Source organism: Bifidobacterium hominis (assembly GCF_040095915.1).
Classification (GTDB): Bacteria; Actinomycetota; Actinomycetes; order Actinomycetales; family Bifidobacteriaceae; genus Bifidobacterium; species Bifidobacterium hominis.
Map to the genome: position 1 here is coordinate 52,356 of NZ_JBBMFR010000005.1, position 25,934 is coordinate 78,289.

At 56.3% G+C, this 25,934-nt stretch carries 15 protein-coding genes and 1 tRNA gene; 4 read left to right on the forward strand and 12 right to left on the reverse strand.

Features of this window, described 5'->3' with window-relative positions:
- Positions 1-54 precede the first annotated feature (54 nt).
- The gene (locus tag WMO36_RS04935; protein ID WP_307976329.1) at positions 55-2,763 is read right to left on the reverse strand and encodes an ATP-dependent helicase; all 2,709 of its coding nucleotides are present in this window, start codon (positions 2,761-2,763) and stop codon (positions 55-57) included.
- Between the two features lie 190 nt (positions 2,764-2,953).
- Here WMO36_RS04935 and WMO36_RS04940 point away from each other — a divergent pair, with 190 nt between their 5' ends.
- Together WMO36_RS04940 and WMO36_RS04945 are read left to right on the forward strand one after the other, a co-directional pair.
- Positions 2,954-3,535, forward strand: a complete 582-nt coding sequence (locus WMO36_RS04940) for a xanthine phosphoribosyltransferase (RefSeq protein WP_099570664.1) — start codon at positions 2,954-2,956, stop codon at positions 3,533-3,535.
- A gap of 57 nt (positions 3,536-3,592) precedes the next feature.
- Entirely contained in the window at positions 3,593-4,981 is a 1,389-nt protein-coding gene (locus WMO36_RS04945; protein WP_236824509.1) for a nucleobase:cation symporter-2 family protein, read from the forward strand.
- Positions 4,982-5,078: 97 nt separating this feature from the next.
- Here the strand turns inward: WMO36_RS04945 and WMO36_RS04950 are convergent, their stop codons facing one another.
- The 4 genes from WMO36_RS04950 to WMO36_RS04965 form a co-directional block, all read right to left on the reverse strand.
- Positions 5,079-6,932, reverse strand: coding sequence for an acyltransferase family protein (locus WMO36_RS04950; RefSeq protein ID WP_099570665.1), 1,854 nt, complete (start codon positions 6,930-6,932; stop codon positions 5,079-5,081).
- Positions 6,933-7,208: 276 nt separating this feature from the next.
- Positions 7,209-8,438: an acetate/propionate family kinase gene (locus tag WMO36_RS04955; protein WP_099570666.1), complete on the reverse strand. Its 1,230-nt coding sequence runs from the start codon at positions 8,436-8,438 to the stop codon at positions 7,209-7,211.
- 88 nt (positions 8,439-8,526) lie between these two features.
- Positions 8,527-10,197 carry a phosphate acetyltransferase gene (gene pta / locus WMO36_RS04960; protein WP_349077012.1) on the reverse strand — a complete coding sequence of 557 codons (1,671 nt, stop codon included), beginning with the start codon at positions 10,195-10,197 and terminating at the stop codon, positions 8,527-8,529.
- A 194-nt stretch (positions 10,198-10,391) separates the two neighbouring features.
- The gene (locus tag WMO36_RS04965) at positions 10,392-12,869 is read right to left on the reverse strand and encodes a phosphoketolase (protein WP_099570668.1); all 2,478 of its coding nucleotides are present in this window, start codon (positions 12,867-12,869) and stop codon (positions 10,392-10,394) included.
- A gap of 456 nt (positions 12,870-13,325) precedes the next feature.
- Between WMO36_RS04965 and guaA the strand changes: the two genes are divergently transcribed.
- Positions 13,326-14,888 carry a glutamine-hydrolyzing GMP synthase gene (gene guaA / locus WMO36_RS04970; protein WP_033501228.1) on the forward strand — a complete coding sequence of 521 codons (1,563 nt, stop codon included), beginning with the start codon at positions 13,326-13,328 and terminating at the stop codon, positions 14,886-14,888.
- A 435-nt stretch (positions 14,889-15,323) separates the two neighbouring features.
- On the opposite strand, the gene aroA is transcribed toward guaA, so the two are convergent.
- Complete coding sequence (gene aroA, locus WMO36_RS04975; protein WP_349077014.1) at positions 15,324-16,664, reverse strand: 3-phosphoshikimate 1-carboxyvinyltransferase; 1,341 nt, start codon at positions 16,662-16,664, stop codon at positions 15,324-15,326.
- A gap of 252 nt (positions 16,665-16,916) precedes the next feature.
- A tRNA-Pro gene (locus tag WMO36_RS04980) sits at positions 16,917-16,990 on the reverse strand.
- A gap of 120 nt (positions 16,991-17,110) precedes the next feature.
- Here WMO36_RS04980 and WMO36_RS04985 point away from each other — a divergent pair.
- Positions 17,111-18,280, forward strand: a complete 1,170-nt coding sequence (locus WMO36_RS04985) for an ABC transporter permease (RefSeq protein ID WP_099570670.1) — start codon at positions 17,111-17,113, stop codon at positions 18,278-18,280.
- Positions 18,281-18,314: 34 nt separating this feature from the next.
- Here the strand turns inward: WMO36_RS04985 and glgX are convergent, their stop codons facing one another.
- The 5 genes from glgX to WMO36_RS05010 form a co-directional block, all read right to left on the reverse strand.
- Positions 18,315-20,459 (reverse strand): glycogen debranching protein GlgX, encoded by a 2,145-nt coding sequence (gene glgX, locus WMO36_RS04990; protein WP_144171287.1) that lies wholly within the window; start codon positions 20,457-20,459, stop codon positions 18,315-18,317.
- A gap of 61 nt (positions 20,460-20,520) precedes the next feature.
- A complete protein-coding gene (locus WMO36_RS04995) occupies positions 20,521-21,180 on the reverse strand; it encodes an NUDIX hydrolase (protein WP_065441697.1) in 660 nt (219 codons plus the stop codon).
- Positions 21,181-21,186: 6 nt separating this feature from the next.
- On the reverse strand, positions 21,187-22,092 hold the full coding sequence (locus WMO36_RS05000) for a Nif3-like dinuclear metal center hexameric protein (protein ID WP_144171289.1): 906 nt from the start codon (positions 22,090-22,092) through the stop codon (positions 21,187-21,189).
- 65 nt (positions 22,093-22,157) lie between these two features.
- Positions 22,158-25,010 (reverse strand): DNA polymerase I, encoded by a 2,853-nt coding sequence (polA, locus tag WMO36_RS05005; RefSeq protein WP_349077018.1) that lies wholly within the window; start codon positions 25,008-25,010, stop codon positions 22,158-22,160.
- The gene (locus WMO36_RS05010; RefSeq protein WP_099570675.1) at positions 25,000-25,761 is read right to left on the reverse strand and encodes an ANTAR domain-containing response regulator; all 762 of its coding nucleotides are present in this window, start codon (positions 25,759-25,761) and stop codon (positions 25,000-25,002) included. The genes polA and WMO36_RS05010 overlap by 11 nt, the downstream gene beginning before the upstream one ends.
- Positions 25,762-25,934 lie beyond the last annotated feature (173 nt).

Genomic DNA, 25,934 nt, shown 5'->3' on the forward strand with positions numbered 1-25,934 from the left:
TTTTTTCTTCAACTTCGTGCTATGAGGAAAGGCTTCGTCCGCTTTCCGGCTTCATCACAGCATTTCGATGGGTGCAATACGCAGCAGCAGACGTTTGACCTCACCGTTGCCGAAATCAACGGTAATGACCGAATTAGCGCCTTTGTCCTGTGTTTCGATGACCGTGCCCATGCCGAAATGGTCATGCGTGATCCTGTCTCCGACATGCACGTCCGAGATGCTCAGGCCGCTCCGATTGTCGGTTTGGCTTGCCTGTGAGGATTTAGTCAGGTCCACGGGTTTGGTTTTCGGCTTGACACGCCTAGTAGTGACCTTGCCGGATTTTCCGCTGGACTTGCCGGAGCCGTATGAGCTGTATGAAGAACCGTATGAGGAGCTCGATCCCGATCCTGCATACGAACGCCGCGAGCTGGAGCCGTGTGAGGATGATGCGCCGCGCGTGGACGAGCCACCGTATTGCGCACGCCCCGACCCATACGAAGACGACCCGTACGAGGACGACCCGTACGAGGACGACCCGTACGAGGACGACCCGTACGAGGACCGCGATCCATACGTGCTGGAACCATATGGGGAACCACCGTAACTCGTCTTTCCATATGAGGAACCACCGAACGTCACTGATCCGAAATCGTCGTCATCGTCCCAGCCGCCGAACTCGTCGTCATCATTCCGCCAGCTGGCACGCATGCGTTCGACTCCGGCCTCACGTCTTTTCCAATCGATCAGCTCGTCGGGAATCTCGTCAAGGAACTGGCTGGGCATCATATCGTTGGCTTGCCCCCATTGCGCGCGCACGGCCGCACGCGTCACATACAGGCGACGCTTCGCGCGGGTGATGCCCACATAGGCAAGGCGACGCTCCTCTGCAAGCTCGCTGGTGTCCTCCATGGCCCGCTGGTGCGGGAATGTTCCCTGCTCCATGCCGGTCAGGAACACGTACGGATATTCCAGACCCTTAGCCGTATGCAGGGTCATCATCGTCACTTTGCCGGAGTCCTCGTTCTCCCCCGGCAACTGGTCGGAATCGGCCACCAAAGCCGTGGTTTCCAAGAATCCCGCCAACGTGGCATCAGGCGTGTTCTGCTCGAATTCCGCAGCCACCGACTGCAGCTGGGAAAGATTGTCGACGCGGGAAGCGTCCTGCGGGTCCTCGGAACGCTGCAACTCCTCCAAAATCCCACTCTTGGAAAGCACTTCGGCAACCACTTCGGATGGTTTCGTATCATGTTCCTTCGCGAAATCCGCAAGCCCATGCATCATGTCGCGGAACACACCCAACGGCTTCGACGTACGCGCGGACATACCTTCAATCTGCTCCATATGCTCAATCGCACCAAAGAACGTAGTGTCGTGAGCATCCGCATACGAGGCAATGAGGCCTTCGGCACGAACGCCCAATCCACGCTTCGGCACGTTGAGAATACGGCGGACGTTCACATTGTCCGCGGGATTCACAATGGCCTGCAGATATGCGAGCGCATCCTTGATTTCCCTACGCTCGTAGAATTTGGTGCCACCGACCAGCTGATATGGAAGATTGGCGTTGATCATGGCCTCTTCAAGCGAACGTGATTGCGCGTTGGCACGGTACATGATGGCGATGTCGCGGTATGCAACACCTTCCTCTTCGTGGATTTGCGCGATTTCGTTGGCGATCCATCCTGCTTCCTGTTGTGCGTTGTCGGCCGCGTATCCGACGATCTTGTCGCCTTCGCCAAGTGCCGTCCACAGTTTTTTCGGCTTGCGATTTTCATTTCTTGCAATCACCGCATTGGCGGCGTCGAGAATGGTCTGCGTCGAACGATAATTCTGTTCGAGCATGATGGTTTTCGCGTTAGGGAAATCTTGCTCGAAATCCTGAATATTGCGAATGTCCGCACCTCGGAACGCGTAAATCGACTGGTCGGAATCGCCTACCACCGTAATCCAAGATGGTCCGACACGGCCCGCGCCACGCATATGTTGATCGGGCTCTTCTCCCGAGTCAATGCCGGAAAGCTCGCGTACGAGCACATATTGCGCATGGTTGGTGTCCTGATACTCGTCCACGAAAATATAACGGAACTTATGCCGATAGTATTCGCTTACCTGTGGGCAACTCTGGAACAATTCGACGGTGCGCATGATCAGATCGTCAAAATCCACGGCATTCGCCATGGCCAGACGATGCTGGTATTCCGCATATACCACGGCGACCAGCTCGTCGACGTCGCCGGCCGAGACCTGATATCCGCGCTGGCCTGGCTTGTAGTCGCAGTTCACGCTTTTCAACTGATCCTGCCATGAAGTCAATGAGTTCTTGCAGTCGGAGATTTTGCCGAGCAGCATGCGCGGCGTATACCGCTTCGTATCGATGTTCAGATCGCCGCTGATGAGCTTGATCAAACGTTCGCAATCAGCCGTGTCGTAAATGGAGAATCCTGAGGTAAGACCGATTTCCTTGCCGTCGCGTCGGAGGATGCGCACGCATGCGGAATGGAAGGTGGAGATCCACATATGTTCGGCTTCGGGCCCTACGAGGGCTGTAAGGCGTTCACGCATTTCCGCCGCGGCCTTGTTGGTGAAGGTGATGGCGAGAATGCTGCTCGCCCAAAAACCGTGTGCCAGCAGCCATGCGATGCGTCTGGTGAGTACGCGGGTCTTGCCGGATCCGGCGCCGGCGCCGATGAGCAGGGCCTGGCCGTAGTACTTCACCGCTTCCATCTGTTGCGGATTGAGGTCCTTGATCAGATTTTGCGGATCGCACAGGCCTGGCTCCATATTCTGCTCCAACGGTTCCTCTTTCCATGAAGATTCGAAGTCGATTATTGCGAAGTTCATGTCTATCACACATGCAGGTCAGCGCAACACTCGCATGGTCAATTGACGCGCGTATGCTGAACGTTTATATGCGGTTCGCCGTATGTCAACATCAACGCCGCCTTATGCGGCCAACAATCTAAGGGGATTCATGAAGGAGCTCGAAGAGCGCATTCGCCTGCAGGGTACCGTCAAGCCGGGTAATGTGCTGAAAGTGGACGCTTTCCTTAACCATCAGTGCGATGTCGAATTGTTCGACCACATGGGTGCCGCTTGGGCGGAGCATTTTGCCGGTAAGACCATCAATAAGATCCTGACCATTGAAGCTTCCGGCATTGGTATTGCCTGTGTTGCCGCGCGTCATTTCGGCAATGCACCTGTGGTGTTCGCCAAGAAGGCGCAGTCCATCAATCTCGATGGCGACCAGTACACCACCACCGTCTACTCCTTCACCAAGCAGAAAGAATTCCCCGTCATCGTGTCCAAGAGGTATCTCAACGAAGGCGACCATGTGCTGCTGCTTGATGACTTCCTGGCCAACGGCAAGGCTCTGAAGGGCCTGATCGATCTGTGCCATGATGCCGGAGCAACGGTCGAAGGCATCGGCATCGCGGTGGAAAAGGGTTTCCAGGGCGGCGGCGATGAGCTGCGTGCAGCGGGCTACGACGTTGATTCCCTGGCAATCGTGGAGTCGATGGATCCGGAAACCGGTACCATCGAGTTCCGCTCCTGATTGTCGCATCTCACGGACGCGCATCAGAAACCATTACAACCTGTTGCTCATCACAGTATGAATAAGAGAGGATTCATTGTGAGCGAAGAGAAGAAAGACAATACGAACGAAAAGAAGGGCGTTTCCTTTGAAGCGCTAAGCAGCTTGGACGCACCTGTTTCGTTCTGGAAGGGCATCCCGTTCGGTCTGCAGCATGTCATGGCGATGTTCGTGGCCAATCTGGCTCCGATTTTCCTAGTGGCTTCCGCCGCCAACATGAGTGCCGAACAGTCTGCCACGATCATTCAGGCCGGTCTGCTGGTGGCAGGTCTGGGCACCTGCCTGCAGCTGTACGGCGTGTGGCTGATCGGCTCCCGACTGCCAATGGTCACGGGCATTTCCTTCACATATGTGGCCGCCGCCATGTCGATCTCCCAGAATCAAGGCTATGGCGCGGTTGCCGGCGCGGTCGTGCTTGGCGGTCTGTTGGAGGTAGTGCTTGGTTTGACCGCCAAGTATTGGCGTCGCTTCGTGCCGCCGATCGTATCCGCGATCGTGGTTACGTCGATTGGCTTTTCACTGCTTTCCGTTGGTGCCACCAGTTTCGGCGGCGGTTCCGGTGCTAAGGATTTCGGAAGCTGGCAGAATCTCACGCTCGGTCTGATTTCGCTGGTCGCCTGCCTGGCTTTCCAGCTGCTGATGAAGGGTACCGCCAAGCAGCTTTCCGTGCTGTTCGGCTTGGTTGTCGGCTATATTGTCGCGATTTTCATGGGCAAGGTTGATTTCTCTGGATTCTCGAATCTGCAGGTCGTGTCCGTGCCGCATTTCATGCCTTTCCAGCTTGAATTCGATCCGGGTGCGATTATCTCCTTCGCCTTGCTGTACGTCGTGTCTTCCGTAGAGGTGCTCGGCGATACCGCGGCGCTCACCAAGGTTGGTCTCGACCGTCAGCCTACCGATAAGGAGACTGCGGGCGCCATCGCAGGCGACGGTCTCATCTCCTCCGTCTCCGGTCTGTTCGGCTGCCTTCCGTTGACGTCGTTCGCACAGAATATCGGCTTGGTCGCCATGACCAAGGTCGTCAACCGTAAGGTGATTCTTTCCGGTGGTCTGATTCTGGTGATCGCAAGCTTCGTTCCTGCCGTGGCGGAAGTGTTCAATTCCCTGCCGCAGGCCGTGCTTGGCGGTTGCACCATCATGATGTTCGGTAACATCATCCTGTCTGGCTTCCAGATGATTTCCGAGGCCGGCTACACGCAGCGCAACATCACCATTGCAGCGTTGAGCCTCACCATCGGCATCGGTTTCACGCAGGTCGGTGACATTTTCGTCAACTTCCCGTCGCTGTTCCAGTCCATCTTCGCATCCAACTGCATCGCTGTGTCGTTCGTTGTGGCTGTGCTGTTGAATGCGTTGCTGCCGAGTGAAGAGCATTTCCTGTCGGCTCCGCAGCATCAGGAAAACTGAGACTATTCAGTCTTAAAGTGACATGAAATCCCCCTGCTCAAACGAGTCAGGGGGATTTTTCATAATCGATGTCTTGCGGAAAGGACTGTTTTTTCTTTCAGTGCCCCCGCTTGATCCAATTGGCAATAGCGTCTTTGACGGCCTGTGCATATAGGGTATTCGTCATTCCCGGATGAATACCGTCACCTGCAAGTTCGTCAGGATGTGCGGAAATCACCGTATCCCAATCTACCAGCACCACATTGTCGGCATGAGCGTCCGCAAACCTTTGCAACGCGTCGTTCGTTCCCGGAACCCACGATACCGGTGCATGCGCGTTAACCAGCACCAGCACATGATTCGGTCCCACACTGTTCAGCAAATCATTCAGCTGTTCATCGGTCACCGTGGAGTTTGTGGCAAGACCGACCAGCACCCACTGGCGCAATCCACCCCGCTGGGTTTTGGCCTGATTCACCAAGCCCAAAGCCTTGACCATCGAACGTGAGGTCTCCGCATCGACGGTGATTCCGGGAAACACCGACTGTAGACCTTGGCTGGAAGCCAACATCACCGAATCACCGAACGCGACCATCTGCCCGCCATCAGGCATGGTATGAATTGGCTTTCTGGGCTTGGGTGCCTCGTTTCTGCTGATATCGGCATGGCTCTCCTGCCGCACTTGCTGTTTCTGCTGTTCTTTCAGTATTCGGGCGTTTTCAGACAATACGCGTTCCACACTGGTCTGCTGCGGGGCATGAGTCACAGCGTACCCAGACATCATGCATGTGCTCAGCACCACTACGATCGTTATCCAGCATCTGGCAGCATCCCACATGCCGTTTTCCGGAAGAGGACGAATCATGGCGATGAATCCGCCTCGCGCAACAGGCTGTTCCACCAACTTCCACGACATGGCGGTACAACATGCGGTAAGAGCGAATGTGATTAGCAGCATCCATCCCAAATGCCGCGCACCCCACTGTGGAAACATCGCCTTGGTGAACAACCACAAAGGCCAATGCCACAGATAAATGCCGTATGAATGCCGGCCGACCACATCAAATGGTTTGAACACCAGCAGATCCTGCATCCAAGATCCGAAAGGAATGGAACCGGCGACCAGAACCACTGAAAGCAGCGAAGCCGCGAAAATCCCTCCACGGAAGGCAACAGGCCCCTGCTCAACGTGATGCATCATCCATAACAGAATCAGCAATGCCACAAAAGCCGCCGTAGGGCCAATCTTTCTCCAGACCAGACGAACGCATTCCATGATCGCAGTTTCTTCCGAACGACCGTTGCTACGCCGTATGATCATCAGCAGCCATGCCAGCATGGCACCTAGCCAAAGTCCCATGGCATGCGTATCCGAACCGAAATACACTCTGGTTGGATCTGTTCCCGGGTGATACTGCAATCCCATGGAAAGCGCACTGCACAAGGCAAGTCCAGCAAGTACCGCCACCGGCACCCAACGTACCAGAATTTTCCGAAGCAGGTAGATCAGCAGAGGAGCCAGCAGATAGAACTGCATCAGCACTGACATGAACCACAGATGACGGAACATGTCTGGATTCATCTGCGAGAAATAGCTGTCGCCGCTGCCGATGGCATACCAGTTGTAACAGCCCAACATGGCCGTCACTATCTGGTTTTTAATGCCCACCAACATGTCTTGGTTGATAAACCATGCCAACGATACGGTGACGGGAACCATCAGAATCAACGCCGGATATATTCTGCGCAGACGCTTGAGGCAGTATTCCTTGAAACCTATTCCCTTACCGGAATCAATATGGTTCAGCAACGACGAGAAAATCAGGAAACCGGAAATGGTGAAGAATATGTCAACACCTAGGAATCCGCCCCGCAATGCGCCCTGGTCGCAGTGATACAACACTATTGCGATCAAGGCAATGCCTTTGAGACCGTTCAGACCGACAAAACGACGTCTTACCACAACAACCAACCGCTTCTCTTAACATGCGACGTATGCGCGTAATAGTCACAACGTCTCGTATCGTACTACCAGCCCCTCCCCCATTATGCGGATTATGAACAGGCATGGAACGCTGTTGTCTGGAATGGGTGGAATCCGTTTGATGGACGACGAAACCTCGGAAACGGCGAAAGAAATATTCAGACGGAAAAGACCGCATGTCCATCGGTATCAATGCCGATACCAATGGACATGCGGTCCCTTTTACGCTGTCCCGTCAGTCAGCATGACTGCGAGACCTCAGCATCACTTGGAGAAGACGTTGCCGTAGGTGTCTTCGCCTGCTTCTGCGATTGCCGCGGACTTGCGGGCGATTGCCAGCTCCTCGTTGGTCGGAATGACGCAGATGGTGATCTTCGAGTCCGGAGTGGAGATGATGCGCGGTTCCTTGGAACGGGTCGCGTTCTTCTCTTCATCCAGCTTGACGCCGAACGGTGCGAGCTTGTCGCAAACCATCTTGCGGACCACGTCATCGTTCTCGCCAACACCTGCGGTGAAGGTAATCACGTCTACGCCACCCATCTGAGCGGTGTAGTTGCCGATGTAGCCGACGATACGGTGCACGTAGACGTCGAGAGCCAGCTTGGCGTCCTCGTTGCCTTCGGCGACCAGACGGTGAACCTCACGGAGATCGCCGAAGCCGGTCATGCCCATCATGCCGGAACGCTTGTTGAACAGAGCGTCGAGCTCGTCCACGTTCATGTGGGCGTTGCGAATCAGGTGGAAGACGACTGCCGGATCGATATCGCCGGTACGACCACCCATCATGAGGCCTTCGAGCGGGGTCAGACCCATGGAGGTCTCGACCGGCTTGCCGGAAACCTCGGCGGAAGCGGAAGCGCCGTTACCGATGTGCAGCACGATCTGCTTGAGACCTTCGGCCGGCTTGCCGATGACGCTCGGCACCACGGAGGAGATGAACTCGTGGGAGGTGCCGTGGGCGCCGTAACGGCGGATGTGGTACTGGTCGGCGATTTCCTTGTTCAGCGCGTAGGTGCTGGCGGCCTTCGGCAGCTGGAAGAAGAAGGAGGAATCGAACACGAAGATCTGCGGAACATCCGACAGGAGCGCACGCATGACTTCGGCGCCCTTGGCTTCCGGGCCGTTGTGCAGCGGAGCGAGCACGGCGAGATCCTTGACCTGGTTGATGGTCTTGTCGGTAACCAGAGCCGGGTTCGGGAAGATGGAACCGCCCTGCACCACGCGGTGGCCGACTGCCACGATGCCGGCTTCGTCCAGCTTCGGGCCGAACTCGTTGAAGAAGCCGAGCACGCGCTTCAGACCCTGCTCGTGGTCGTGAATCGGCTCTTCAAGCTCATGCTTTTCGCCGTTGAACTCATGCTTGTAGTGGCCGTCAACCGGCTCGCCGATCTTCTCGACCAGGCCGGAAGCAATACCTTCACCGGTTTCAAGATCAACCAGCTGATACTTGATAGAGCTAGAACCGGAATTGATGACAAGGACGGTTTTCGCCATTGTGTGCATCCTCCATGTGTTAATCGATGTGCCGCTTGCGCGACTTTCCAAACTTTAGATTACTCTTTGCTTGCTACAAAATAGCGTTTTACTGGGCTTCGATGGCGGTCAGGGCAACAGTGTTGATGATGTCTTGCACGGTCGCGCCTCGGCTCAGGTCGTTGACCGGTCGGTTCAGGCCCTGCAGTACCGGACCGACGGCCACTGCGCCGGAGGAACGCTGGACGGCCTTGTACCCGATGTTGCCCGCGCACAGATCCGGGAACACGAACACGTTGACGTGGCCCGCCACATCGTTGCCCTTGGCCTTGGTGGCTGCGACGGTCGGCGACCAAGCCGCGTCGAACTGGATGGAGCCGACAACCGCGAGATCCGGAGCCTTCTCCTTCACGAGTGCGGTTGCTGCTTCCACGAGGTCGACATCCGGTCCCTTGCCGGATCCCAGCGTGGAATACGACAACATGCCGACCTTCGGATCGAGGCCGAACGCCTTCGCCGTTTCGGCGGACTGGATGGCGATTTCCGCCAGCTGTTCCGCGGACGGGTTCAGATTGATGGCGCAATCCGAGAATACGGCGACATGATCCTTGAAGCACATGAGGAACGCGCCGGACACGAGGGAAGATCCCGGCTTGGTCTTGATGACCTGCAATGCCGGACGTACGGTGTTGGCCGTGGAGTTGATGGATCCGGAAACGAGACCGTCTGCTTTACCGAGCACCACGAGCATGGTGCCAAAGTAGCTGTCATCGGTGAGCTGCTTGCGTGCCTGTTCCTCGGTCATGCCCTTCTTGGCACGCAGCTCGCACAGTTTGGCGACCATCGGAGCGAGTACTTCCTCGTCATCCTTGGCCTGGAACTGCGCCTTTTCAAGGGATTTGAGTCCAAGCTCCTCACCGCGGGCGAGAATGCTTTCCTTGTCTCCGACGATGATCAGATCGACGATATCACGCTCGAGCAGATAGTCGGCTGCCTTGATGATGCGGTCTTCGGTTCCTTCCGGAAGCACGATGGTTCTCTTGTCTGCCTTGGCCTTGCCCAGCAGGCTGTACTGGAATGCGTATGGCGTGGTCGGAGCCGCGAACGGAGCCTCGACAGCGGAAATAAGCTCTTCTGCGTTGACATTCGCCTCGAATGCTTTCGTGGCCTTGGCCACGGCGTCTTCCTCGTCGAAATCAACGGCGGGTAGTGTCCACACCGGCACCTCGTAACTTGCGAACTCCTCCTTGAGGGGTTCCACCTGCTCATCTTTGCATCCGGTGACGAACACACCGGCGACCGTGCTTCCTGCATTCTCAATGATGGCCTTCGACGCCTCGACGGTGCCCAGGACCTGTTCCGGAGTGCGGTTGATGGTGCATACGGCAAGAAGCACGACGGACTTAAGATCTGCAGCTACGTCAGCGTTGAACGCAAAGATGGACGGGTCGTTGATGGCGGATTTGTCCGTTCCGACAATAACCACGGCTTCGGGCTGGGCGGTTTCGATGGCTTCTGTGTAGGCGGCCACGATATCGGCCCGGGCACCTTCCTTGTCGGTGCGTGCGCGCTTCGGGCAAACACCTACGGATTGTTCACGCCCCAGCCCCGCGTTGCTTGCTTCAAGAAGAACGTCGGTGAAGGTTTCCTTTCGGCAAACCGCCGGGCGGAACACGGCCGTTTTCTTGGCAGCCGAGAATGCCTTGGTGACGCCAAGGGCCACGACGTTGCGGCCGTTTGCGGCTTCAGGGCTGATGATGGTGACGCTGGTTAGACTCACGATGTCTGCTCCTATTCGTTGTTCAGGTGTGTGACTGCGTTGTTTCGCACCACGTGCAATTCTAATGCGTAAGCAGTAACAGACACGCATTTCAGAAACGGTGTTGCGGACAGACGGTGAAGAGAAGACAGAAAAACCCCAGAGGACGAATCCTCTGGGGTTTTCTTCAAGCAATCAGCCTATAAAGGCTAGACTCACTCGTTATCGCCAGCGGTTGCGGCGGTAGCGGAGACAGCACCCTGCTTGGTGGTGTTGACGCCGGAGTAGACCCAGTCGGTGTAATCCGGGTGATCGTAGCCGTTGTCGACTGCGAACTGGAAGGCTTCCTGACGGAAGGCTTCGAGCTCGTTGATCTTGTCGGCGTACTTGTCAGCATCGATCATGCGCAGAGCTTCGGCAACGAGCTCGTAGCGGTCGATGTTGTTCACGCGAACCATGTCGTACGGGGTGGTGGTGGAGCCCTGCTCCTCGTAGCCGTGGACGTTGAAGTTGTCGTGGTTCGGGCGATCGTAGATCAGACCACGCACGTCGCGGGCGTAGGAGTGGTAAGCGAACAGGACCGGCTTGTCTTCGGTGAACAGGTCAGCGAAGTCAGCGTCGGAGATAGCCTGATCGTTCTCCTTGGTGGACTGCAGCTTGACCAGATCCACAACGTTGACGACCTTGAACTTGATGCCGAGCTCGTTGAGCTTGTCGGCAGCAGCCATGATCTCCTGAGCCGGAACGTCGCCAGCGGAGGCGAGAACGATCTGGGCTTCGTCGTTGGACTTGGCGGTGGAAGCCCACTCCCACTCAGCAGCACCCTTCTCGAGCTCAGCGCGAGCTTCGTCCAGAGTCAGCCAGGTAGCGGCCGGCTGCTTACCAGCGATGATCGCGTTGATCATGTTGGTGGACTTGTAGCACTTCTCAGCCACAGCGAGCAGCATGTTGGAATCCACCGGGAAGTAGATGCCGATCACGTGATCGTTGTTGAAGCACTTGTTCAGCAGGACGGAGGTGACACCCGGATCCTGGTGGGAGAAGCCGTTGTGATCCTGACGCCACACGTGGGAGGAGACGAGCAGGTTCATGGAGGAGATCGGCTTGCGCCACGGGATCTCGCGGACGGTAGCCTCGAGCCACTTGGCGTGCTGGTTCAGCATGGAGTCGATCACGTGCACGAAGGACTCGTAGGAGCTCCAGATGCCGTGACGGCCGGTGAGCAGGTAGGCCTCGAGGAAGCCTTCCATCTGGTGCTCGGAGAGCTGCTCGGTGACCTGGCCGGTGACAGCCATGTGCTCGTCAACCTGGGAGGACAGGTAGCCGGCATCCCACTGCTTGTTGGTGACGTCGTAAGCGGCCTGCAGACGGTTGGAAGCGGTCTCGTCCGGTCCGAAGATGCGGAAGGAGTCCGGGTTGTTCTTGATGATGTCGCGGGTGTAGACGCCCAGACGACGGGTTGCCTCGAGCTGGCCCCAGCCGTGGCCGTACTCGGCGACTTCCTTGACCTCGTAGTCTTCGAGGGCCGGCAGGTTCAGCTCTTCGCGGATCACACCACCGTTAGCGTTCGGGTTAGCACCGATGCGCAGTTCGCCAGTCGGCATGAAGGCGGTGACTTCCGGCTTCACAGCACCGTTCTCGTCGAACAGCTCTTCCGGGTTGTAGGACTCGAGCCAGTTCTTGAGGACTTCGAAGTGAGCCTCGGTATCGCGGGCGGAAGCCAGCGGGACCTGGTGAGAACGCCAGGAGCCTTCGGTCTTCTTGCCGTCGATGAACTTCGGGCAGGTCCAGCCCTTCGGGGTGCGGAAGATGATCATCGGGTAGAACGGACGAGTCATGTCGTCGGTCTGAGCTGCGGCCTTGATGTCGCAGATCTCGTCGAAGACGGTCTCGAACAGCTCGGCGAAACGACGATGGATCGACAGGTGATCCTCGTTGTCGAAGCCAGCGACGAACTCGTACGGCTCATAGCCCATGCCGTGGAAGAACTCGTGGAGCTCTTCGTCGGAGATGCGGGACAGGATGGTCGGGTTGGCGATCTTGTAGCCGTTGAGGTGCAGGATCGGCAGCACGATACCGTCGGTGCGCGGGTTGATGAGCTTGTTGGACTGCCAGCCGGTAGCCAGCGGGCCGGTCTCAGCTTCGCCGTCGCCGACGATGGCCGGAACGAACAGGCTCGGGTTGTTCATCACAGCGCCGTAGGCGTGGGACAGGGCGTAACCCAGCTCACCACCTTCGTGGATGGAGCCCGGAGTCTCCGGAGCGTAGTGAGACGGGATGCCGCCCGGGTAGGAGAACTGGCGGAAGAACTTCTGCAGACCAGCTTCGTCCTTGGTGATCTTCGGGAAGGTCTCAGTGTAGGTGCCGTCCAAGTAGGACTGAGCGGTACCAGCCGGGCCGCCGTGGCCCGGGCCCATGATGATCACAGTGTTCTGCTTGTGATCAGCGATGAGACGGTTGATGTGGCCGATGAGGAAGTTCAGGCCCGGGGTGGTGCCCCAGTGACCGACCAGACGGTGCTTGACGTCTTCGCGGGTGAAAGGCTCCTTCATCAGCGGGTTGCTACGCAGATAGATCTGGCCGATGGAGAGGTAGTTGGCTGCACGCCAGTACTTATCCACGCCTTCGATAGCTTCCTCGGAAACCGGAGCGTTCAGCTTCTTCCAAGGGGTGCCAATAACAGGACTCGTCATGTGTACTCCTGTACTCCTGCACTGTGTTGTGCGATTGTTTATTTTCATTCGGTCCTGAATCTTGCAAAACCTTGCGGTTCCGCGGAACGATTCATTCCCAATCACTTGAGCATATTACGAGCGAGGTGCGACTTTTTGCTGTTTTTTTGCGACTGTGTGCGTAAGTGTGTCGTTTCTGTTAGAAAATGAGAGCTTTTATCGGGAGATTTGTGAATACTTCACATGCTATCAAAAAGATTGATAAACGGCTCAATATCAACGATTTCAAGCCATCCTCGCACCTTTTTCACGTTCGTTTTGCAATACTTGCATGCGGCGTGTTGAACCATGCGTAGTAAGCAATTGTGAGGTTTGTTCACTTCCTGTTCACAGCGTTTCCAATGTCTGCTAGCGTCGCCACAATAGAACAGTTAATATTGTTGCTTCTTCATACCTCATATCAAAAGGGAGAGTGTTATGGCCGCAGGTCCTGTGCTCGTTGTTGATTTCGGAGCCCAGTACGCCCAGCTGATCGCACGTCGCGTGCGTGAAGCCAATGTTTATTCGGAGCTTGTGCCGCATTCCATGCCGGTCGACGAGATGCTGGCCAAGGATCCGCAGGCCATCATCCTTTCCGGTGGTCCGGCTTCGGTGTTTGAACCGGGCGCGCCGCGCGTGGATAAGAAACTGTTCGAGGCCGGAGTTCCCGTGTTGGGCATCTGCTACGGCTTCCAGGCCATGGCCTATGCCTTGGGTGCGGATGTCGACAAGGCCGCTCTTGGCGAGTACGGCAAGACCGAGACCTTCATCGACGAGTCGAAGGGTCTGCTCGAAGGCTCCCCCGCCGATCAGAACACGTGGATGAGCCATGGCGTGGCCGTTAAGACCGCGCCGGAAGGCTTCGAAGTGCTGGCACACACCGAGGGCGCCCCCGTTGCCGCCATGCAGGATGAATCCCGCAAGCTGTATGGCGTGCAGTGGCATCCTGAAGTCAAGCACACCCCGATGGGCCAGCAGCTTATCGAGACGTTCCTGCACAAGTGTGCAGGTCTTGGCAACAACTGGGATGCCTCCAGCATCATCGAGGATCAGGTTGCGAAGATCCGCGAGAAGGTCGGTGACGCACAGGTGATCTGCGGCCTGTCCGGCGGCGTTGATTCCGCAGTAGCGGCAGCTCTCGTGCACAAGGCCATCGGCGACCAGCTCACCTGCGTGTTCGTGGACCACGGTCTGCTGCGCAAGGGCGAGGCCGAGCAGGTCAAGCATGATTTCGTTGAGGCGACCGGCATCAAGCTCATCGCCGTGGACGCCTCCGAAGACTTCCTCACCGCTCTGAAGGGTGTGAGCGAACCGGAGAAGAAGCGCAAGATCATCGGCGAAAAGTTCATTCGCACGTTCGAGAAGGCCCAGCGTCAGGTCATCGAAGAGGCGGGCGCTTCCGGCAAGGAAGTCAAGTTCCTCGTTCAGGGCACCCTCTACCCGGATGTCGTGGAATCCGGCGGCGGCGACGGCGCGGCCAACATCAAGTCGCACCACAATGTGGGCGGTCTGCCTGACGACATCAAGTTCCAGCTCGTCGAGCCACTGCGCACCCTGTTCAAGGATGAGGTTCGTGCCATCGGTACCGAGCTTGGATTGCCGGACGAAATCGTATGGCGTCAGCCGTTCCCTGGCCCGGGCCTCGGCATTCGCATCATCGGCGAGATCACCAAGGAACGTCTGGATCTGCTTCGTGAGGCCGATGCCATCGCTCGCGAGGAGCTTTCCAAGGCTGGTCTTGACCGCGATATCTGGCAGTGCCCGGTGGTGCTGCTGGCCGACGTGCATTCCGTGGGCGTACAGGGCGATGAGCGCACGTATGGTTCGCCGATCGTGTTGCGTCCGGTTTCCTCCGAAGATGCCATGACCGCGGACTGGTCTCGCATTCCGTACGATGTGCTTGCCACGATTTCGACGCGTATCACCAACGAATGCCGTCAGATCAACCGTGTGGTGCTCGACTGCACTTCCAAGCCGCCGGCAACCATCGAGTGGGAGTGATTCCAAGCTGATTCGTTGCTGAACGCAAAATCACAATCAATATGATGAGGCCCCCGAAAGTGCGAAACTTCCGGGGGCTTCATCATGCTTTCCGCCTTCTAGGCTCGAGCCAGATAACACCTCTCAAGGTGTCGGACGCCTCGTCGCCGCTTACCTCTTTACGTACGGTGTCAGGTTTCCATTGGTTCCGTGTTTTTCGTAGGCATTATGACGTTTGCGAGCGCCACTACCTTTGCCGTGTTGGGGCCTGACAAGGCCCAGGCCGTGTCAGGAAGAAAGCTAAGAACCATCGTGGCTTGACATAGCGGCATCCGCAGAATGATTACGACCCTGTGCAAATGTAAAATGTCCTTCCTCCGTTTTTGCGGAGGAAGGACATTTTCATACCGTTTTCAATATCGTGGATTATTTGCGGATTATCTCTGACAATCCTTGCTAGGCCAGCATGTTGGTCCACATGTTTACGAAATCGGGAAGCGTTTTTGCAGTGGTGGCGATGTTCTTGATTAGGATGCCGTTGATTTTCAGCCCCAGCATCGCAGCGAACGTCGCCATGCGATGGTCCGCATAGGTTTCCATTTCAGCCGGCTTGAGATTCATTGCCGGCACTGGCGCGATCTCCAGCCCGTCGGGAAGCTCACGGGCATCTCCCCCGACTCTGGTGATTTCGTTGACCAATGCTTCCAGACGGTTCGTCTCGTGGCCGCGCAAGTGGCCGATGCCCAGCATGCGCGTAGGCTTGTCGGCGAAGACCAGGATTGCGGCCAGCGATGGCGCAATCTCGCCGGCCGCAGTCAGGTCGAAATCACCCAAGCCGTTGATATGGCTGCTGCCGGTCACTTCGCAGTACCGGACGCCGTCGATCACGGGGAAGCTGATTTCAGCGCCCATATGTTCCAAGTATCCGGGAAGCAGGCCGCCCGGCTGGGTGGTGGATTCCGGCCAGTGAGGCACGCGAACGGTTCCGCCGGCGATCAGTGCGGCGCCGAGGAACGGGGCGGCATTCGACAGGTCAGGCTCGACCGTCACGGTTTCGGGCAACTGCACGGCTCCCGGCTGCACGGTCCACACGCGGGCGTGTTCGTCTGCGTTGGCACGCACACCGGAACCATGCAGATCGGCCACGGTCATGCGAATATGAGGCAAACTCGGCGTCTTCTCCCCCGTGTGATGCAGTTCCAAACCGCCTGGCACTCGAGAGCCGATGAGCAATAGTCCTGAAATGAACTGCGATGATCCCGAAGAATCAATGCTGACCACACTCGGCTTGACGCACTGGCTCACCGTTTGAGGTGGAGTGATTGTAAATGGCAGGCGACCTTCCTCGCCGTGGTATTCGATACATGCCCCCAACTGTTCAAGACCGTCCAACACGGGCTTCATCGGACGTGCGTACGCCTGCTCGTCACCGTCGAAATCCACAGGACCGTCCGCGAACATGGCAAGACCGGGCACGAAGCGCATCACCGTTCCCGCAAGACCGCAGAGCACCTTCGTACCACCGTGGAACCGGCCGTCGGACGGCGGCACCACCGTCACCGTGGTGTCAACCTGCTCATCGATTTCGCAGCGCACTCCCAACGAACGCAGCGCGTCCATCATCAGCTCGGTATCACGCGAGCGCAACAGCCCGACCAATCGCACAGGACGATGCCCGAGAGCCGCAAGAATGAGATAACGGTTCGACAGGGATTTGCTGCCCGGCACCACAACGGTGGCGTCAAGCGACTTGCTGGCAAACGGCGCCGGCCAAAGATTCTCTTGAGATGCGTTCATAGGGTTTATCGTATCCAAAACCCGTGGCAAACAACGCTTCAATCTCGCCATGTAGCGTGCGTATCTTGCTCGATCTCGGCAATTGGACTCCGTCCATACCATTTCCGTTTGAAAACCCAGACGGACGAAACCATGTGAACATCGCAAAAGGTCACGAGGTTTTTCTGCGTTGCCATGTTTATACCGTTTTGTACCGAAACTGGAAAAGGTTTTTCAAACCGTCTGAAACGCCTTTGTTTCCAACGATTTTCGTCGGGCTGACAGGATTTGAACCTGCGACATTCTGCTCCCAAAGCAGACGCGCTACCAAACTGCGCTACAGCCCGTTCCTGCTCGCTTTCAGCGAACCCGCGTCGCGGAATCGCATCATGTGAACACGAGTTTCTATTATAGCGTATGGTTGGACAACGACAGGCTTACAATAGCGTTTCGGAAGGGAGAGTGGCATGGGACGTCATCAGCAGGCTGAATCATCGGGCATTATCTCCTTTGTAATATGCGCCATCATCGCTTGGTTTGTTATGAACGCTTACACGCAGTTCGCTCCCGCCATCTGGCGTGTCACGCAACGACTGTTCACCGTCTGCTCGGGAATCGTGGCAGGATGCGGCGTTATATCATTCAGTCTGGGTTATGCACGAAAATCACGATCGCTGACGCTCAAACATGGTTGGGCTATTCCTGTCCGTCGTATTTTCGAGATTCTCGCGCTTTCCGTGGTGTATGCCTCGACCATTTTCGTCATGTCGTTCATGATGTTGTCCATCATCAACAACATGATGGGTATCCGCACGCTGAAAGGCTATCTGCCAATCCTATGCGCGGCCATCGCAGGCGTTGTAGGCTATATAACTTTCGTACAGGCGGAACTTATGAACGCCAAAACGATCGCTTCCCTACTGCCGTTTTTCGTGGTGTCTGGCGTGAGCATCGCAGGATTGACGTCCGACGATCCATACTGGTACAACAATAATTTCTCCCAACTGGGTGACCGTACGACGTTCGCCGCACGTATGTTCAATTCGACGCTGATGCTCGCGGGCATCTGCATTGTGATCATCAGCTATTTCGCCGTTTCCGAGCTCATCACCACGTATCGTCTGCAATTGCAGTATCTGGATTCCAACTCCACCAATGAAACGCCGAAGCATTTCCGTACGAGGATTCTGCTGCTGTCGATCATGTTGGCGTTGGCCGGCATCGCCTTCATAGGCATCGGCATGTTCCGTTACACGCCGCATCCGATTTTGCACAACGTGTTCGCCCGCGGCCTGCCATGTTTGATGAGCATGCTGATGATTGCCCTGCCTTGGCTTGCCCCGCAACTTTCAAAGATCGTATACGTGGTTTCCGATCTTGCGATTGTGATTGGCGCTTATGCCGGATTCCAATGGCTGAGCGGGCATAACACGCTGACGAACGTGGAGGCGTTGGCCGGCATGATGTTCCTTGGCTGGTTCATCATTTTCTCGCGTCAGATTGCCGCCATCGAAGCGGATCGCGTGCAGACGCAGCTGATACTGGCGCAATCCGAGAGACCCCACTCCGTCGAGGATCTTGCGGAAGTCAGCGAAACTGTTCCCGACACTGTTTCCCGGCTTGCTTCGGAAGTCTAAAAAACGTAGCTGGAAAACAGTGTCGGAAAAACAATCAGAAATTGTAATGTCCGTTGGACGGCTTCTTGTCGCTCATCAACAGCAGGAAGCTTCTTGATTGCGCAGTAATCGCAAAACCGGCCTCATAATTGAGTTCTGGCCCCTTTGGATTATGCGTGTCGACAATTAGACGCCATTTCTTGCCATATTGCTCATCGGGCAGGGTGAACATGATCGGCTCGTAATGCGCGTTGAAAATCAGAATGAAATCATTGTCGACCATCTGATTGCCGTACCAGTCGGTTTCCGGAATATCGGAACCGTTCAGATAGATCATCACGGTGAAAGCGTGTGTGTTCGACCAGTCGTCCATATCCATAATGGAGCCGGTGTGATCCATCCATTCGACCTGCGGAATCGCAGTGCTGTCGTCTCCCTGCTCGCGACCGGAGAAGAAGCGGCGGCGATGCAGCACAGGATGCTCAAGCCTCAAATGAATCAGCTTCGATACGAATTCGAGCAGGTCCTTCTGATCCTCGTCCAAATCCCAGTTCGTCCAGGAGATCGCATTGTCCTGGCAGTAGGCGTTGTTATTGCCCTGCTGGGTGCGCGCCACTTCGTCGCCGCCGCAAATCATCGGAATGCCTTGACTAAGCAGCAGTGTGGCGAACATGTTGCGCATCTGCTGTTGACGAAGCTCGTTAACATCCTTGATGGTCGTAGGACCTTCGACACCGCAGTTCCAAGAACGGTTGTTGCTTTCGCCATCGCGATTGCCTTCGCCGTTGGCCTCATTATGCTTCTCGTTGTAGCTCACCAGATCGTTCATGGTGAAGCCGTCATGCGCAGTGATGAAGTTCACGGATGCGACCGGTCGGCGGCCGTTGACCTGATACAAGTCGGAACTGCCCATAAGTCGGCTGGCGAATTCCGGCAAGGTAGACGGCTGCGAACGCCAGAAGTCGCGCACACAATCACGATAGCGGCCATTCCATTCGGACCAGCTGGATGGGAAGCCGCCCACCTGGTATCCGCCGGAACCCAAATCCCATGGCTCGGCGATCAGCTTGACGCGAGAGATGACCGGATCCTGCTCGACGATATCGAAGAATGCCGACAGTTTGTCGACTTCCTGGAACTGACGCGCCAATGTGGCCGCAAGATCGAATCGGAATCCGTCGATGTGCATTTCAGTGACCCAATAGCGCAGGCTGTCGGTAATGAGCTGCAACGCGTGCGGCGAGCGCATGAGCAGCGAGTTTCCGGTGCCTGTGGTGTCGAAATAGTGCCTGCGGTCGTTGTCTACCAGACGGTAGTAGGCGCCGTTGTCGATGCCTCTGAAGCTGAGGGTCGGTCCGAGGTTGTTGCCTTCGGCAGTATGGTTGTATACCACGTCGAGGATGACTTCCATGCCGGCACGATGGTATGCCTTGACCATGGATTTGAACTCGTTGACCTGTTCGCCGCGCTGCCCGGAGCTGGAGTAGGCGTTGTGCGGGGCGAAGAAGCCGATAGTGTTGTATCCCCAGTAGTTGCTTAAGCCTTTTTCCTGCAGGAAGCTGTCGTTGACGAACTGGTGAATAGGCATGAGTTCGATGGCCGTGACGCCCAGTTTCTTCAGGTATTCGATTACGGAGGGGTAGGCCAGTCCCGCGTAGGTTCCGCGAATGTCCGGCGGCACGTCCATGTTGAGGTTGGTCATGCCGCGTACGTGGGCTTCGTAAATTACCGAATCGTGGTATGAGATGTTCGGATGCTGGTCGTTGCCCCAGTCGAAATAGGGGTTCACCACGGCTGCTTTCATGGTGTGTGGGGCCGAGTCGAGCGTGTTCATGCTGGTAACATCGTCAGGGCTTTTGAACCAATACGAGTAGAGGCTTTCATCGCCGTCGATGTTGCCTTCGATGGCTTTCGCGTAGGGGTCAAGCAGCAGCTTGTTCGGGTTGCAGCGCAAGCCCTGCATCGGGTCGTACGGGCCGTACACACGGTAGCCGTAACGCTGCCCCGGTTGGATTCCGGGCAGATAGTTGTGCCAGACATACGAGTTCTGCTCGGTCATTTCGATTCGAGTTTCGTTGTCTTCCTCATCGAAAAGACAAAGCTCGACCTTTTGTGCCACTTGGGAAAAGAGGGCAAAATTCACGCCGGCGCCGTCATAGCTTGCGCCGAGCGGATACATCGATCCGGGTCTGATTTGCATGATTCAAGTATCTCACGTTTTAGCCCCCAAATCGTAATTTCGTGTTGTTCGGCGATTATTTTTACGATTCGAAAGAACTTTTGGCTGTATTTTGCCGGTTTCTCCGAATTTGCTCGTGAAGAATGGCGATCATGGAATTGGATGCGGTGATGCGAGTGTCGCGTAGCCGCTGCCAGGAAATCCACGCCGATTCGACATGCTCATCGCCGTCGAAGTGACGTTCGACGGGATGCCACGCGCGCAGGTGAAGCACCATGATGTTGGCGAGCTCATCGGTCATGCCTTCGGACGAGTAGAACTGCCCCACATGGTCGAATTCAATGCCGTCATGCCCGGTGGGTTCCACACCGGTCTCCTCGCGAAGTTCGCGCAGCGCGGCCTCTTCAACGTCCTCTCCCCCGTCGATGAGTCCGGCCGGCAGACCGTAGGCGAAAGCGTCGCAACCGATACGATATTCGCGTTCGATCAGGTACCGGTCGTTCGCGCAATCATGCACCAGCATGACCACGCAAGGCGCGTGGCGCATCACCTGCCGACGAATCACCGTTCGCCCGCCACCACGCATCGGCAATGCGATCCGCATGTCGTCGACACCGAAGATAGCGCCTTGGTACACGTGCTTGCTGTCAAGCACCGTTACCGTGCCGGACATGTCCACTCCGTCGCTGGACTCGTCCAGCAATGCATCAACTTGGGTTTCGTCTGCCGCTTCGTTATTCATGACGTGTCATCGTTCCTGTCCGCTTGAGGGAATCACCATGTTCCATGGATCGGTGTTCATGGAAATCCAACGCACGTCGGGGGTGTCGTCGGTCACGGACGCAACCGCCCGAGGAACGTCTTTCATCGCATACTGGAACCACATGGATTCGATGGCGCTATGCGGAGTGTTGATGAACGCAGGACGCACATGTTCATCGCCATGACCCAGGGCGATGCCGGAAGCGCGCATGGTAGCCTCATAGCGGGCCTGTTCAATGGCGTCCGTTACGGGATGATGCCTCAGATCGCTGGTCACATATACGTCAGCTCCGGTCGCACGCACCTCATCGAACAGCGAATCACCGGATCCCGGCAATATCGCCACCGTATTGATGGGAGCGTCCAGATCACCGCAAACCTGCACGCCAAGTTCGGTATACGGCAGCACGTCGGCCACACGGCGGGCGAATTCACGCAGCATCACAGGTTCGGCAAGCCGCCCGACACGTCCTAGGCCGACCGGATGCTCGGCGTTCGGATCGTCGATGGGTACGAGCGGACGCTGGTCCACCAGACCAAACATGTCAGCCGCAGCCATACCGACACCACGATATGCCGCATCGGCATTCGTATGCCCCACCCACAGCGCGCATCCGGCACGATTGAGCTTGCGCACGATCTCACCGCGGAAACCCAATCCCGATACCGCATGAACGGAACGGAAGAACAACGGATGATGGCAAACCAGCAAATCAATGCCCACGGCAATCGCCTGATCAACCACCGCCATGGAAGGATCAGCCGCAAAAGCGATACTGCGCACAGGCCGACGCAAATCACCCACGATGAGACCAGGCTCATCCCACTGTTCCGCATAGCGAAGCGGATACAGCGTTTCCAGCACATCCACAACTTGCTTCAGCGTTGCCATCGTTCCTCCTTATGCCATTGCTCGCATCACGCACATCCACAGCACACACGAAACCCAGTACCGTATCAGTGCGCGGCAAGCTGCCAATCTGAACCAATACCCGTGGAAACATCCAACGGAACCGCCATGTCAACCGCATGCTCCATGGAATCCTTCACCAACGCGGTGGCCTGCTGTGCCTCGCCCGGCGCAATCTCCACCACAAGTTCGTCATGAATCTGCAGAATGATCCGGCTGGCAAGACCAGCCTCACGCAACGCATCATCAGCCCGAATCATGGCAATCTTCATAATGTCCGCGGCGGAACCCTGAATAGGCGCATTCAGCGCAGCACGCTCAGCAGCGTCACGTACCGCACGATTCGACGACTTCAACCCCGGGAAATACCTACGACGACCATAAATCGTCTCCGTATACCCCTTTTCACGGGCCGTGGAAACCAACGACTCCAAATACTCATGGACCTTGCCGAACGTCGCAAAATATTGCTGCTTCAATGACTCGGCCTCACCCGGCTTAATGCCAAGCTGCTGCGAAAGCCCATACGTGCTCAATCCATAAGCCAAGCCATAGCTCATCGCCTTAACATGACTGCGCTGACCAGACGTAATCTCGTCAACAGGGACGCCATACACCAAGCTCGCCACATACTTATGGAAGTCCCTGCCGGAACGGAATGCCTCAATCAACGCCTCATCGCCGGAAAGGTCGGCCATAATACGTAACTCGACCTGAGAATAATCCGAACTCAGCAACGATTCAAAACCCTCACCGGGCACAAAAGCCGAACGAATCTCACGTCCAGCCGGATCACGATTCGGGATGTTCTGCAAATTCGGATCGACCGAGCTTAATCGACCGGTCGCAGCCACAGTCTGCTCAAACGTCGTATGAATGCGTCCGTCAGACCCGTTGGTCGCATCGATCAACGTCTGCACGATCTGCTTGAGCTTGTTCTTCTCGCGATGCAGCAACAATGCGTCAAGGAACTGGCATGCGCTGTCATTCTCATACGAACGATCGCGCAACGCCTGCAAAGCCGCCGCATTCGTGGTATACGAACCGGTTTTGGTCTTCTTCGTGGGTTTCAAACCCATATTTTCAAACAGAATTTTCTGCAACTGTTTAGGACTTTGCAGATTCACACGTTCGCCCGCATACTGCCATGCCGTTTCCTGCGCATGATTCGCATCGGAGGCAAGCTGTTCGCGCATGTTCATTAGCCTGTTCATGTCGACTTGCGCGCCGGCATGCTCCATGCCATAAAGCACACGAGATACTGGAATCTCCACGGATTCCAACAAGGCGAACTGTTCACGCTGATCCAGCGAATTCGCCAGATTTCGTGCCAACAACCCCACAATCGCCGTATGGCGCGGAAGCTGGTCGTCTTTCTGCTGCACGGATTCTTCAGGCTCGTCGAAATCAAGCGTTCCTTGCGTCGCGCTTTCGGACTGCTCCTCGATATGCAGATCCAAAAAATGAGCCGCCGCCTGTTCCAAAGTGTCTGCATGAAAATCGGGATGGACCAGATACCCGGCAAGTTTGGTATCGAACAGCGGTTCCGGCAGTTTCACGCCGGTGCTTCCCAACAGATGGGACTGTTCCTTATAGCCATGCACCACCATGGATTGGTGGTATTCGTCAAGTAGCGTTTGCAGTTGTGACGCCATATCGCGATCAATATGATTGATGCGAATCGCTTTGCCTTGCGATGCGATCATCAGCGACGAATAGTCCGCGTTCCCCGGCTTGCTTTCGCCTTCCACCTGCAACACCCATGAACGGGCCACGGATTGCGCGCATTTCTTCGTATGATCAATGGCGAAACCGGAAGGAGTGGTTTTCGGCGCGATTTCTCGCTCATCATGCAGATGCTTGTTCGTCGCCTGCAGATTGGATTGCGCCCATGATTCCAGCGCTTCCGGCGAATCAATCGTTTCGTATTCGGGTATTTCCAGTTTGCTGGACTCGTCTTGAGGCACGAGATTGTTCGTAGGCTTGCCTGCATTGAATGTTCTTAGCACACGGTTTTTGGTGCGAATTCCGAATTCAAGCTTGGTGAACAGTTCGTTCAACTGGTTGGCATCCACCTGACCGAAGGTCAGGTCTTCGATGGACACGCCAAGGTCAAGGTCACGCACCAGGGCGTTCACGGAACGGTTCAGCTTGACCTGGTCGATGTTGGCCCGCAGTGCCTCGCCTTTTTTGCCGCCGATCTCGTCGGCGTGCTCGATGATTTGGTCAAGCCCGCCATACAGGTTGATCCACTTGGCTGCAAAGCCATCGCCCACGCCTGGAACGCCTGGAATGTTGTCAGCGGTTTCGCCGCGGAGCGCCGCCAAATCCGGGTACTGTTCCGGGGTGACATGGTATTTCTCCACCACCGCATCGGGAGTCATGTGTTTCAGGTCTTTGAAATGATGCCCCGGATACAGCACGGTGATGTTGTTGTTGATGAGCTGGAACGCGTCACGGTCACCAGACAATACCAGCGTGCGATAGCCAGCTTCGTCTCCCATGCTCGCCAACGTGCCGATCACGTCATCACCCTCATATCCGGGTTTTTCGATGAACGTGACGCCCAACGCATCAAGCATCTGTTGAATCAGAGGCAACTGCGTGAGCAGATCTTCCGGAGCCGCATCTCGCGTGCCTTTATACTGCGGCAGCATCGTATTGCGGAACGTGCCGCCTTTGACGTCGAAAGCGACGGCAAGATGATCGGGATGCTCGGCATCGATCACTTGCGACAGCATGGTAGCGAAACCCCAGACGGCATTGGTTGCCTGACCTGCGGATGTACTGAAATTCTCTACGGGCAAGGCAAAAAAAGCGCGGAACGCCAAGGAATGGCCGTCAACGACCAATAGCGTCCCGCGTGAAGTGCCTTCCACAGTTGCTGTGTTAGCGCTCATCCTCTGCTTCCGACTTCTGATCACCATACTTGGCAATGATGGCCATGGCCAAGCGTTTCTTCGGAATACGCTGGTCCATGGAGGTCTTCTGAATCCAACGGAATGCGCCTTGCTCGGAGAAATCGGCCTTGTCCATAAGCAGACCCTTGGCACGGTCGACGAGCTTACGCTCCTCGAGGGTTTCCTCAGCCTTCTTCAGCTGCTCTTCCGCCTTCTTAAGCCGCTCTTCGGCTTCATGCAGTTTGGATTCGCTGCGCTCCACATTGTCGAGCAGATCGTTGATCTCGGCGAAACGGCCCATGGCCACTTCCAAAGCCGGCAGCAGCTTGGACTCCTCATACGGCTTGGTAACATACGCCATGGCACCGGCGCCGGTGGCCTTCTTCACCAGATCGGACTGGGAGAATGCCGTAAGCATAACAACCGGGGCGATGTTCTCGTCGCAGATGATGCCGGCCGCTTCGATGCCGTCCATACGAGGCATCTTGACGTCCATGCACACTACACTCGGACGGAACTTGCGAGTCAGATCAACTGCCTCTTCACCGTTAGCGGCTTCGCCTACAACCTCGTAGCCGTTATCTTCCAGCATGGCAACCAAATCCATACGGTTCACGGATTCGTCTTCGGCCACGACGACGGTACGCTTGCGAGGCTTCTCCTCTTCGAGGGGTCGCTCAGGCGCTGCGGCAGCCTGAAGTTCATCGTCGGTGAGCACTTCGTCCGGTTCCGTGGTCTTTTCTGCAGACATGTCGGTCTCTTTCCACTGTCACACCCAAAGCCGGCCTTGCACGCCCCAACTCGCTTCCGGAATGATTCGATGCAGTTACTTGCAATCGTTCAGATTCTGGGAATTCTCAGCTTTTCACAGCCTTAATTCACCTTCCATAACGCAAGTTGAAACGAACCGGCTATCTTCCTTGT

Bases quoted from the DNA above. Each gene is read 5' to 3' on its own strand.
- WMO36_RS04935 (WP_307976329.1), bottom strand. From the start codon at position 2,763: ATGGAGCCAGGCCTGTGCGATCCGCAAAATCTGATCAAGGACCTCAAT.
- WMO36_RS04940 (WP_099570664.1), top strand. From the start codon at position 2,954: ATGAAGGAGCTCGAAGAGCGCATTCGCCTGCAGGGTACCGTCAAGCCG.
- WMO36_RS04945 (WP_236824509.1), top strand. From the start codon at position 3,593: ATGAATAAGAGAGGATTCATTGTGAGCGAAGAGAAGAAAGACAATACG.
- WMO36_RS04955 (WP_099570666.1), bottom strand. From the start codon at position 8,438: ATGGCGAAAACCGTCCTTGTCATCAATTCCGGTTCTAGCTCTATCAAG.
- WMO36_RS04965 (WP_099570668.1), bottom strand. From the start codon at position 12,869: ATGACGAGTCCTGTTATTGGCACCCCTTGGAAGAAGCTGAACGCTCCG.
- guaA (WP_033501228.1), top strand. From the start codon at position 13,326: ATGGCCGCAGGTCCTGTGCTCGTTGTTGATTTCGGAGCCCAGTACGCC.
- aroA (WP_349077014.1), bottom strand. From the start codon at position 16,664: ATGAACGCATCTCAAGAGAATCTTTGGCCGGCGCCGTTTGCCAGCAAG.
- WMO36_RS04985 (WP_099570670.1), top strand. From the start codon at position 17,111: ATGGGACGTCATCAGCAGGCTGAATCATCGGGCATTATCTCCTTTGTA.
- glgX (WP_144171287.1), bottom strand. From the start codon at position 20,459: ATGCAAATCAGACCCGGATCGATGTATCCGCTCGGCGCAAGCTATGAC.
- WMO36_RS04995 (WP_065441697.1), bottom strand. From the start codon at position 21,180: ATGAATAACGAAGCGGCAGACGAAACCCAAGTTGATGCATTGCTGGAC.
- WMO36_RS05000 (WP_144171289.1), bottom strand. From the start codon at position 22,092: ATGGCAACGCTGAAGCAAGTTGTGGATGTGCTGGAAACGCTGTATCCG.
- polA (WP_349077018.1), bottom strand. From the start codon at position 25,010: ATGAGCGCTAACACAGCAACTGTGGAAGGCACTTCACGCGGGACGCTA.
- WMO36_RS05010 (WP_099570675.1), bottom strand. From the start codon at position 25,761: ATGTCTGCAGAAAAGACCACGGAACCGGACGAAGTGCTCACCGACGAT.